Annotated in this window: 18 protein-coding genes and 1 tRNA gene; 5 read left to right on the forward strand and 14 right to left on the reverse strand. The window is 47.1% G+C overall.

Annotation, left to right across the window (positions count from 1 at the left end; genetic code table 11):
* The first annotated feature begins 51 nt into the window (after nucleotides 1-51).
* The 3 genes from GO755_RS33580 to GO755_RS33590 all read left to right on the forward strand — a co-directional run bounded on the left by GO755_RS33580 (nucleotide 52) and on the right by GO755_RS33590 (nucleotide 1,349).
* On the forward strand, nucleotides 52-282 hold the full coding sequence (locus GO755_RS33580) for a hypothetical protein (protein ID WP_157589820.1): 231 nt from the start codon (nucleotides 52-54) through the stop codon (nucleotides 280-282).
* A gap of 400 nt (nucleotides 283-682) precedes the next feature.
* A complete protein-coding gene (locus GO755_RS41645) occupies nucleotides 683-934 on the forward strand; it encodes a recombinase family protein (RefSeq protein ID WP_317166012.1) in 252 nt (83 codons plus the stop codon).
* Nucleotides 935-1,157: 223 nt separating this feature from the next.
* The gene (locus tag GO755_RS33590) at nucleotides 1,158-1,349 is read left to right on the forward strand and encodes a hypothetical protein (protein WP_157589821.1); all 192 of its coding nucleotides are present in this window, start codon (nucleotides 1,158-1,160) and stop codon (nucleotides 1,347-1,349) included.
* Between the two features lie 142 nt (nucleotides 1,350-1,491).
* Here GO755_RS33590 and GO755_RS33595 read toward each other — a convergent pair whose 3' ends face one another.
* From GO755_RS33595 to GO755_RS33645, 12 genes are all read right to left on the reverse strand, one after another.
* Nucleotides 1,492-1,872, reverse strand: a complete 381-nt coding sequence (locus GO755_RS33595; protein ID WP_157589822.1) for a hypothetical protein — start codon at nucleotides 1,870-1,872, stop codon at nucleotides 1,492-1,494.
* A 208-nt stretch (nucleotides 1,873-2,080) separates the two neighbouring features.
* Nucleotides 2,081-2,344 (reverse strand): hypothetical protein, encoded by a 264-nt coding sequence (locus GO755_RS33600; protein ID WP_157589823.1) that lies wholly within the window; start codon nucleotides 2,342-2,344, stop codon nucleotides 2,081-2,083.
* Nucleotides 2,345-2,744: 400 nt separating this feature from the next.
* Nucleotides 2,745-2,867, reverse strand: a complete 123-nt coding sequence (locus tag GO755_RS41930) for a hypothetical protein (protein WP_262887039.1) — start codon at nucleotides 2,865-2,867, stop codon at nucleotides 2,745-2,747.
* Between the two features lie 23 nt (nucleotides 2,868-2,890).
* A complete protein-coding gene (locus GO755_RS33605) occupies nucleotides 2,891-3,223 on the reverse strand; it encodes a hypothetical protein (RefSeq protein ID WP_157589824.1) in 333 nt (110 codons plus the stop codon).
* 286 nt (nucleotides 3,224-3,509) lie between these two features.
* Complete coding sequence (locus GO755_RS33610) at nucleotides 3,510-3,863, reverse strand: hypothetical protein (RefSeq protein ID WP_157589825.1); 354 nt, start codon at nucleotides 3,861-3,863, stop codon at nucleotides 3,510-3,512.
* A 6-nt stretch (nucleotides 3,864-3,869) separates the two neighbouring features.
* Nucleotides 3,870-4,109 carry a hypothetical protein gene (locus GO755_RS33615; protein ID WP_157589826.1) on the reverse strand — a complete coding sequence of 80 codons (240 nt, stop codon included), beginning with the start codon at nucleotides 4,107-4,109 and terminating at the stop codon, nucleotides 3,870-3,872.
* A complete protein-coding gene (locus tag GO755_RS33620; RefSeq protein ID WP_157589827.1) occupies nucleotides 4,106-4,843 on the reverse strand; it encodes a hypothetical protein in 738 nt (245 codons plus the stop codon). Before GO755_RS33620 ends, GO755_RS33615 begins: the two co-directional genes overlap by 4 nt.
* A gap of 546 nt (nucleotides 4,844-5,389) precedes the next feature.
* Nucleotides 5,390-5,653: a hypothetical protein gene (locus GO755_RS33625; protein ID WP_157589828.1), complete on the reverse strand. Its 264-nt coding sequence runs from the start codon at nucleotides 5,651-5,653 to the stop codon at nucleotides 5,390-5,392.
* A gap of 1 nt (nucleotide 5,654) precedes the next feature.
* Nucleotides 5,655-5,960 carry a hypothetical protein gene (locus GO755_RS33630; protein WP_157589829.1) on the reverse strand — a complete coding sequence of 102 codons (306 nt, stop codon included), beginning with the start codon at nucleotides 5,958-5,960 and terminating at the stop codon, nucleotides 5,655-5,657.
* 6 nt (nucleotides 5,961-5,966) lie between these two features.
* Complete coding sequence (locus GO755_RS33635) at nucleotides 5,967-6,266, reverse strand: hypothetical protein (protein ID WP_157589830.1); 300 nt, start codon at nucleotides 6,264-6,266, stop codon at nucleotides 5,967-5,969.
* 430 nt (nucleotides 6,267-6,696) lie between these two features.
* Nucleotides 6,697-6,768 (reverse strand) — tRNA-Met (locus GO755_RS33640).
* Nucleotides 6,769-7,216: 448 nt separating this feature from the next.
* Nucleotides 7,217-7,486: a hypothetical protein gene (locus tag GO755_RS33645; RefSeq protein ID WP_157589831.1), complete on the reverse strand. Its 270-nt coding sequence runs from the start codon at nucleotides 7,484-7,486 to the stop codon at nucleotides 7,217-7,219.
* 209 nt (nucleotides 7,487-7,695) lie between these two features.
* Between GO755_RS33645 and GO755_RS33650 the strand changes: the two genes are divergently transcribed.
* Entirely contained in the window at nucleotides 7,696-8,106 is a 411-nt protein-coding gene (locus tag GO755_RS33650) for a hypothetical protein (protein ID WP_157589832.1), read from the forward strand.
* Between the two features lie 182 nt (nucleotides 8,107-8,288).
* On the opposite strand, the gene GO755_RS33655 is transcribed toward GO755_RS33650, so the two are convergent.
* Nucleotides 8,289-8,723 carry a hypothetical protein gene (locus tag GO755_RS33655; RefSeq protein ID WP_157589833.1) on the reverse strand — a complete coding sequence of 145 codons (435 nt, stop codon included), beginning with the start codon at nucleotides 8,721-8,723 and terminating at the stop codon, nucleotides 8,289-8,291.
* Nucleotides 8,724-8,792: 69 nt separating this feature from the next.
* Complete coding sequence (locus GO755_RS33660) at nucleotides 8,793-9,032, reverse strand: hypothetical protein (protein ID WP_157589834.1); 240 nt, start codon at nucleotides 9,030-9,032, stop codon at nucleotides 8,793-8,795.
* Between the two features lie 157 nt (nucleotides 9,033-9,189).
* On the opposite strand from GO755_RS33660, the gene GO755_RS33665 reads away from it, so the two are divergent.
* Nucleotides 9,190-9,657 carry a hypothetical protein gene (locus GO755_RS33665; RefSeq protein WP_157589835.1) on the forward strand — a complete coding sequence of 156 codons (468 nt, stop codon included), beginning with the start codon at nucleotides 9,190-9,192 and terminating at the stop codon, nucleotides 9,655-9,657.
* Nucleotides 9,658-10,021 lie beyond the last annotated feature (364 nt).

A 10,021-nucleotide genomic window follows, 5' to 3' on the forward strand; every position in this document is an offset into this window, starting at 1 on the left:
TATCACTTTTTATCACTTCTTTTCTACCGTAACTAGGTACACCTCCTTTGTATGAGTAACAAAACCAATCCTCGTGAGCGTGTGATGGCCAAAGACGCTCAGAATATTATGGGCTATAAATCCTGCAAAGCGTTCTCGCTCTTACGACAAATTAAACTAGCCAAAATGGCCGCAGCTACGCAGTTTAAACATAAGGCCGTTGTTTCGTTCGTGTCCGTCGATGACTTTGCTCAGTATACGGGCCTGAGTCGGGAAGCAGTCAAGGCGGGTCTGGTAGACTAGCTGAGTTTTTGCCCAGGCCTGAATCATTTCAGCCGCAATTAGTTCACCTAAAATGGTGCGTAAGTGCATACCCTTATCGTTGACATCCCGAATTAATGACAAGCAAATTCTTCTGTCGGTAAGTGACATATCGGTATTAACCAACCTCTGCCCAAACAATCGATTTTAATCTTGTATGGCCTGCCTGAGTTGATCACGTACGGCTTGCTCGATGGTCATTGGTCGGCGGGCTTTTTGATGCCTTTCTCTTCGAGTAATTGCTCATAATCTTACAGAAACTGGCGATAATTCTCTAGCCGATTTCGGTAATCACCTGTCACGAACATCATACCTCGGAAGTAACGGACACTATAAGCCGTTACCGCAACAATACCCATCCAATAGATGCTGTTGCGAGAAAATATTCCAGGAGAAGGCTAGTGGTGCTAAGGTCAGAAGACCTGAACTTAGTAAACTATTGGAGCACATCCGCGAAGGCGATACCGTGGGAGTCTGGAAGCTTGACCGGCTGGGCAGGTCACTTGACCATTTAGTTGATCTAGTAACAACGCTCGAAAGAAGGAGCGTGGGCCTAATTAGTCTGAATGATACGATAGACACCACTACAGTTCAGGGGAGATTCATATTCCGGATCTTCGCTATTTTAGCCTAGTTCGAACGGGAAATAATTCGGGAACGCACTGAAGCTGGGCCGAAAGAAAGGGCTATCCAAAGAAGCCGAGAATAAATCCCGGATTGCTGAGAGTCTTTATAAGGAAGGCCAATTATCGTCCAATGTTATTGCCAGGCAGTTGGGTATTGCCAAGCCTACATTGTATGTGTATTTGAAGTATCGAGGAGTTGCAATCGGAAAATCAACTAAATAAATTAGCAATATGGCAACTTTCATTCGAGTGAATATAACCAATACAGAGCAGCTGATCAATGTTGAAAAAATCCAACGAGTTCGACCCATTGGCGAAGAAAAGACCAGAATTTACCTGGACCCTTTCTCGGATAGTGTAAGCTCAGCATTAATCTATTTCGTCGATGTGAACGAGCCGTATTCAGATGTGGTAAAAAAATAGGCCCAGCCAGTAATGGAATTATAGGAAAGCCTGGCTTATGAGAGAAGCCATTATCGTAGATGCCGAAATAAATAGAACGAACGGCCCCAGTCAGTCTTGGCTGGGGCCGTTCGGGTTTATACGTCAACGAAAAGACGCTTCGCTAAGATAATTTGTATTTCCTCCGGCGCTGAGCCCGTTTCAGCTCGTGCCACAGACTAATTAGGATAACAGCTATAATGAGTAGCCCATAGCCAGCGGGCATCAGCCAGAGCGGCAGGCTCACCCACCACCAACTCCAATCCAGCACCTGGGTTTGTTTGAATAATACCAGAACAAAAAAGGCGCTGATCAGCGCAGTGGACAGGCCTACTTTAGAGCGGGTAGGTTGCTCTTGGCGGGCAGGTCGTTTGGCATCGTAGATTAAGATCGGCGGTTCAGCATACCAGTCAGGTGCATAGCGGGGTAGGCCTTGTTCAGGAGTTAACTTAGCGGGCGAGATAGACATTGATTTAGTAGGTAATTGGGATGGATGGATAGTCATAGTGATTCATAGTAGGGTTAGGGTTCTATTTCGAAGTTATTGACTCATACTCAAATCTTTAATGGGAATAATTCTTTATTTATTATCCGGCGAAAAAGGACGACTAGAAGCCTCAAAAATTCAGGAAAGGGGGTAAAAAAACAACCCGAACGGCCCCTGGAGTGGGGTCATTCGGGTTTATACGTAAATTAATAGAGACGTAACGCCCCTACTTCTTCATAACGTGCAAAGCGCGTCTAAACGGGGCAATCAAATAGTTTCTTCCCCACCCAATGGGTATGAGCCAGAGCGGCAGGCTAATCCACCACCAGGACAAAGCCAGCCCATCAACTAATTTGAACAGGGCTAAAAACAAGAACATTACAATCAGAACGGCCGAGAGTCTTACTTTCGGATTGACGGGTAGTTTCCGAGGGGGGTCCAGTTCCGGATCATAAGATTCGGACTCGTTTGGGTAGTCGGATCGGGTCATACATTTTTTAAGTTGGGTTAGATGAATTTTACCACGGAGCCAACTTCCTGGCCTACATTAAAATTAATGAAAATAGCTATATATAAGGAAGTTACCCCGTTATTTATGAGGCGTTTGTATTCTTAAAAACAATTCTCTTTCTCCCATTGGGCACAAATAAAAGCAGGCCACATCAAGTTGATGTAGCCTGCTTGAAATAGCTCACTACTACTACATATTAGAAGCTAAACCCGCTGGGCACAGGTAAAGTGAACATATAGTAAGCAAACGGTCCACCTACGTAGGTGGACCGTTCGTGTTTATACGCAAAAAAGTTTCACTTAGCTAGCTGGCTCATCTACTTGTGTTTTCGTCGATTCTCCAGCTAATGCATTCATGTCCGCCTGTCCAGCTACTTTCATCAGGGCGTAGTCAAATAGGCTAATTCTACATCAGAATGCGTGGCCAAGGTCAGTAAAAAACTCAAATCCATACCCTCATTCTTGAGCAGATAAGGCGAGTTACTACTTCCAGATCTAGTCATAAAAAGTTCACTTATAAGTGAACTTATATCGTTTCTGAAACCTCATCCAGAACATACCCCCACTCCTTAATTTGCTGGAATAATTTGCTTATCTCCTCAGGTTCGGGATCAGTTGACAAATAATTATGCCAGAACGTGTGAAAATTGGCTAAGTTATCGCACTCTCCTAGGTAAGTATCCCTCAAGCTATCCAGATGAGCTTGGCTCATATCTTCAATGGGCTTCGCCCAGGGGTTCTCGCCGGTTTCAGCGATAAAAATGGCTTTCAGTTCAGCCACTAAATCAGGTCGTTTCAACTCTTGGGCCTCCAGGGTATTGGCCAGTTGGCCGATGCGTAAAACGTTTTGAGTTTTCATTTTTGAGTGTTTAATTAGAAATGGGTTAGCCCTCATAGCAGCAAATAGTAATCCGTAAAGACCGGGCTATTTTGCCAAGAAGAGCAGCCAATTAATTTACCTAATCATAATCAAGCCATTATAAATCAAAAATGCTGTATTTATTATACGGCGAAATGAAGACCGCAATGCAGGTTAGACAAGTGAATAAAGCAATGCCAGAAGCCACAAAGCTGAAATTAGGAACAACAGTGTCCAGGGACCCGGCAGCATTTTCTTTAGCAGCCGGATCAGGCCGGCCCGCAGGTTAGTAAAGCTGAAGCGAAAAGGCCACACCAGCGTACGGTTTCGGAGAATTGATAATCGCATGGTCAAGTTTGTCTAAGAATGATTGCTGCTGGTGGCCCAGAAAAGCGGTTTGCATGTCCTTGTAGAGCGCCAGCGCCACGGGCAGGGGAAGCGATAGCGAGTATTCCTTGTCAGTCCGGCGCTGTTGCCAAACGGCCAGGCGCTGCGGAGTCCATTTGGCCAGGTATTGGCCCATCACCAGGACGCTAACGGCTTGCGAGTCGAGCGGAAGCTGCTCATAGCCGGCGGTGTTCCGATGCAGGAATTTGAGCATGCCGATAAGTTCACCGGGGTAGAGTTTCAGCTGGAGCATGATTAGTTAGAGTTTAGAGCCGGTTAGTTTGGCAAAATGCTGCACACCATTCAGACAGACGAGTTCGATGCTCTTAAAATCCGGATAGACAATCGTACTGAACGTAGTGATACTGATTCGTCGGCGAAAGGGGCAGCTGCAATGCCTGTATTCGCAGGGGATCGTACCGCCATTTTTAAATCCTTCCATTCGTTTGTAAACAGCCTGCTGGGAGGCTTTTAGAACTACTTCTTGGGCTGGTGTCATTTGCGTTTAGGACTAGAAGGGTGACGGTTATATAAGGCCTGTAGGGAGTTTTGGGCTGCCTGGGCGCTATCACTATTGGGGGCAATATCTTTGGCATGTTGAAGGTTATCAGCCAACTGTGGCCCGTTTTCGAAGAGTTCAGGTTGATACTGCGCATGGATGTAATACCACTTCTCCATGCACGTTGCTGAGTGTTTAGCAATTCGACTAGGCTGATAGCAAAAGTTATGTAACTCTTCTAAGGACGCGAACGAATGCCGGGTGTGATCGAGCTCAGCATGATAGAACGCCTGGCGTGCGTTTTTTCGCCGGTCCTCGGTAGGTGGCATGGTACCACTATAAATAAACTCGTTGTAATACCGATCCAGAAAATGAGTAATGGGTGTGGTTTGTCCGACCCAGTCATACGCAAAATATTGGCGCGGTAACAACTCCAGGACTACGGGGTGTAAATGCTTGGGCAGGCCAGGGTCTTGTTGATAGATGACAATCGTGTCACTTTTATGGAGATAAGGTAGAATCGGGTTGATCAATTTTTTATAGAGCAGATCCACCCGGCTGGTATTCTCATAGCCCATGCCTTTCGAATAGCCATCTAGGATAGGCACTTTATTGCCATGCTGGCCCTGGGTTAAATAAATCTCCCATCGAAACGTGGAGTTCATCGGATCAGCTTCAAACTTGGGCGTTCCGGTATTGGGCTTACGGGGAATGTTTCCAGTTATTGCGGTCATGATGTTGGTGATTAGTGGCACCTTACCAGGTGCGCAGTAAGACAATTGGTGAGGTTTTTGGGCGCGAATACGGGGGGAGTCGTCGAAAATTTTTTCGTGCCCTAACGAGTTAACTTGTTAACCTGTTAACCAAGGTTGATCAACTTTAGAAAACCCCAGATTAACCGATTAACTTTTTACATATACGCTACCCTAACCGAATAACTGCATAGTCGGGCCCAAAAAAAAGGCAGGTCGGAAAGGGCATAATTTTTCTGATCAACACCCGAATTCCAATTTTTTCGGGGGTATAGCAGGTACGGGATGCGCGTAGCAAGTCAGGCCAGATCGATTTGCAACTCGATTTGGGCATCCAGGGGCGATATGATCGTCTACCCAGTTACGGAGGGGTATAGAAGTACCAGGCGAGTGATTTTCGCATGATCATTTTTTAGTTTATACATCCAGCACTGTCCTGTCGTGCTGTGGTGGTCTGGCCAGGATTCGAACCTGGATCAACGGTTTTAAAGACCGCTACTCTACCCTTGAGCTACCGAACCCAATAAATTAAGGGACCAGGTATGAGCTAATCTGCTCATGGGTCATCTGGTTGATCTCGTCCAGGGCACGCTGAAATTGTTCGTAACTGCGCGTATTTATGTACTCCTGAGAGCCAAGCTGGACGATGTACACATGCCCACCCGCTGCATGCGAGGATAGCTCCACCACGGTGTGTTCATTGAATTGCCACCAGGCATAGGTGCGGCCGGTATCCGGGTCTTTTTTCCAGTCGACCGAATCAATAAATTCAGCTTCAGTTTGATTCAGCATATTAGTTGACTGGACTAAAGCGTCGTACCAAAGCATAGACAATCGCTAGACCGAACGCTCCAGCCATCAAAAAAACAGCCAGAGCAACGCTAACCTGTTGATCTGGCTGAAAGGAAGGAACTGACTGCACCATTGAATACGTCTGAGGCCGAGAGACAGTCGTGCTATGCGGAGCGGTGGTCGTGGGCGAAACGGGCGCTGGTGCCGGCGCGGTCGCTGTATGCGAAACGGGTGCCGGAGCGGTGGCCGTTGCCGTTTGGGGTGAAGTGGCGGTCGAGGAGACCGCTGTGGTCGATGTTGGATGCATGATCAATCAGTTTAAAAGTTTACTTATAAAATCATCTCCGAATACCACGTTATAGGCATCCAGTTGGGTGATCAGTTTGCGGGCGTTGAAAGAAAGAGCACGGTCTTCCTGATCCATGACGAGCACTAATCCAGTGGGATCTAAAAAGATGCTTCTGTCATCGAAGCGGATTGTTAGGGCTCCATTCGAAAACGTGTACAGACGCTCCAGGGGAGGAGCATAGCCAAAGGCCAGGGCAAACAGGGTTTGGCATGCCTCTTTAGTGAGGCTGGTCAGGGGCAGTTTTGAACTCGATATACGTTCCATTCTAAAAATTCGGTCAAAGAATCCGGGAGCAAATGCCCCCGGATTAACCCACCTAACCCTTATTTCTACAATCTACCGGGCCTTCCGGTATTGTCAGGATGGCGGGAATCGAACCCGCTGGGCAGAACTTCCCCCACCCGGCCCCAAACTATGGCCGCACCCCAAACCATACGCTCCGCTTCGTGCACCATTCCTCAATACGGACCAGTGAACTGGCCGGTGGCGATCTTGGCAGGCCGTTCCGTGGCAAGGCATAGCGTTTCAAATCACAACCGGCGTAACTCGGCCATGAAGGTTGCCAGGACTTATCCGATTTGATGCTATCTCCCGGGCCTGTTGCCGATTCAACGGCTGCGTGTCAGCTTTCCCCTTGCTCAGCCAACCCACTCCTATCACGGACGGCCTCTTTTTGGCTGCTTCTATATGGTTGTAGCGGGAGCGGGCTTCGAACCCGCGACCTCTGGCTTATGAAACCAGCGCTCTACCCCTGAGCTATCCCGCCAAAAGGCTCCCAGGCACACAGGCGGCCTGGGAGCACCGCTTCTATCCACACCATGAGTGGCCCTTAATCCCTAATACCCATATTGCGGGCCACCCCCGTTCGGCAGCTGAAAAGCTGCTGTCAGGCTCGTTACTCGAACAGACGGGTCTGCTGAGCGATATTGTTTTTTAGGGCGATAATGCCCGGCGAAAGCTATTTTTTTGTATACTTGTACTATGGCCCCCTGGCCAGCACTAATGTAGATCAGATTATCGACAGCCCGCCCTTCTTTGATGGCAGGCTGTTTCCTTATAGGCCCAGCTACCAAATGCGGGCAGGTCGGCCAAGCAGTCCCTTGCGATGTCCATGACTTTTTTTGTATACTTTCAGCCTGTGGTGCCGGTAACGGCATTTATCATGTGAAAAAACTATCTGACAGCCCGCCCTCACCTGAAGGTGGGCTGTTTTTTTAAGCAGTAGCCGCCGGTGCGGCCACAAAAGGTCCCGGAAATGGCCAGCGATGAGCGCGTTCTAAAAACTGCTGAGCTAGTTCCTTCGAAAAACCCTTGATATACGCCCTGGCCTGCTCGGGGTCAGAGAAGTTGATCCACTCGTCATACCGCTTTTTGATCGTGACATACGTGGAGGTGATCACCTGCCAGCCCAACTCCGGCTCGAGGAGTTCCAGTCGATCCAGTAGAACAACAGCTTTGCCGATGAAGATTAGTCTATGATCCATAGTCAGTTAATGAGCGGGGTCATACCATCCAGGCCACGACGCTGGTTCAAAACTTGCTGAAGACGATGTTGCAGAGCTTGATCCATGTACAGCCAGTGAGCCTGCATGAGCACCTAAGGATAAGTTAGCGGAACGATCTTTGACTGCCCGTAGGCTGGCCTTTAAGGGCGTAGACGGGATTAACATAGTATTAACATAGGGTTATAGAGTTGAAAAAATTAACATGGGTTGCTATTTTTGGTCAGCTTCACACCTGGAGTACTCTCATGCGCGACGATGAGTTACTAGCTTTTGCCAAGGCCTATGGTCAGCTGATCACCCTGGGCCTTGGTCCCCGCTTTAGCCACCAGGGTAAGGGTCTCGGCCTGCTCCTTATAGACCAGCGAGCTGGGTACAGCGGCCACAAGAGGCTTACCAGGGTAAAAAATCTGCTAATTCGCGCCCTAACCTTGCTTCTCCGTACGGCCCGGTACAAGGCGTTCCAGCCGCAACTACCCGATTGGCAGCAAACCATACTCGAGGCTTCGTCCAGCCAGGAGCTGGGCCAGTGCTGCGTGAACCTAACCCGTTTCCTGTTTCCCCCTGGGGAAACAGAACCTAGGTTTACAGAGGAAAAATAAAGGGGTTGCATGTGGCTATTTATCTAGGTGAAAACTAGGGAATGCACGGCTTGATAGCTTCCTGCTGGGCGGGAGTAAGGGGGGTAATAGGCACGGTTTAGAATGGATTGTTGACTTTTCAGGTGCCGGATGTAAAGGCTTTAAGTATCATATATTCAGGCATTTATCAATTTTTCTTCGACTTATCCCCGTTCAATAAACTTGTCAATAATTCTTGCTGACCAATGGGTAAGGGCATAGGTTTTGTCCACTGTTTCTTGTAAACGGGCAAGCTTATGAACAACGATGACCTCCGTCGCTATGCCAGCGCCTATAAGCAAATTGTCGTTATCAGCCTGGGACCTAAAGGCCTCCGGCAGGCAGCCAGCTTTGAGCGGCTTCTCCAGATTGAGCTGGGGCTGATCCGTGGCTACAAAAACCTGTCTACGGTTAAGCTGCTGCTGGCCCGGTCGCTGATCCGGTTGACCCGCTCGGGCGAGTTTAAGCACCTGTATCCCTTTTTGACCACCTGGCTGCAACGCGTTATCGAAGTCTCGACGCCCACCCAGCTTGGCCAGTTCTGCGTGCACTTGGCCAGTATTCTGTTTCCTCCCGTGGAGACGGGAGAGTCGAGCCAAGTAGGTTGAGCAGGTACGCTGGCTAGGGTACTGGGATTAAAAATTTGACCGTTCATCGGATAATTCAGTCTAAAGGGTTACGCCAAACAAGTGTGCTGTTTCCGGCATGTGTTTCAAAAAGATTTGAATCAGTTTCCCCTTCGCATTAGGCAAGTCATAGCCCTCCTTACTGGCTACCACAAGCCAGTGGCGATGCAGACCAGCTTCTTTGAGTTCAAGCAAGATTTGATAATGTTTCAACGGCCCAGCGTCTTTGTAGGCCGTCCACAACTCGTTTTTGCCAACTGTTAAATTCTGGACCGTAGACATGATAAAGTTTGCTTTTGTAATAGCCGATTACCTATTTTGTAAGAGCTATTTACATTTTTGACATTGCAATAGTAAATTCTTTTAGAAATAATTCAAAATAAGTTTCAATAAAAATCCAAATAATTTTCTAGTCACAATCATTAAACACTGATTTTCAATGGAATATAATTTCGGAGAAAAAGTTGAGCAACTGCTTATTGACAAGGGAAAGACTAAGAAAAGTCTATATGACTATCTTAAAATGACAGCCAACGGCCTTGATGCTATGATTAAGAACAATAGCATTTCAGCTGTTAGGCTTGGCCAGATCGCAAATTATTTCGAAGTGCCAGTACACTATTTTTATGGAGATATTCAGGCATCATCCAAAAAAATAGCGAATGAGTCGTCATTAGAGAGGGAGGAAATTCTTAAAATCTCCGATGATATCGGCCAATTAAGAAATTTCTTTGAAGAGGAAATTCGCGTCAAGAACCAGCAGATTGCTGGCCTCCAGAGAACAGTTGACGTTCTAGTGGGAAAGTCTAAGGGTGTATCCAAGAAAAGCCGGATTGCTCCTCGTGAAGTGTCGAATCATCCATCTACTAATCTTATGAAGAAAGAGATTAACCCGGCACTAGCCTAATTTTTTTAGGTCTGAGGAACAATTTGGGGTGCACCTGCCGTATATAAGCGGTCAGGCTTAATCTAAAAAGTATTTTTGTAATCACTTGTGAATCCCTACGAGTGCACTTGAATACTTCTCTATTAGGTCAAAAACCCGCTTTAAAGCGGGTTTTTTTGTTTTAGCCCATACTTACTTATTGGTCAGCAACATACGAGCGGGTACTTTCTGGGGTACACCTCCCAAACTCATGGGTACACCATTATTATCCGATTTCAGATTAAAAAGATATTAATTTGGTCACATAATTGCTAATAGTGCCTATTTTTAGTACCCACTATTACAATTTTAGTATGTTTCGTAAAAAAATGCGCATCATATTTAC

The sequence above is a fragment of the Spirosoma arboris genome (assembly GCF_009754945.1).
GTDB lineage: Bacteria > Bacteroidota > Bacteroidia > Cytophagales > Spirosomataceae > Spirosoma > Spirosoma arboris.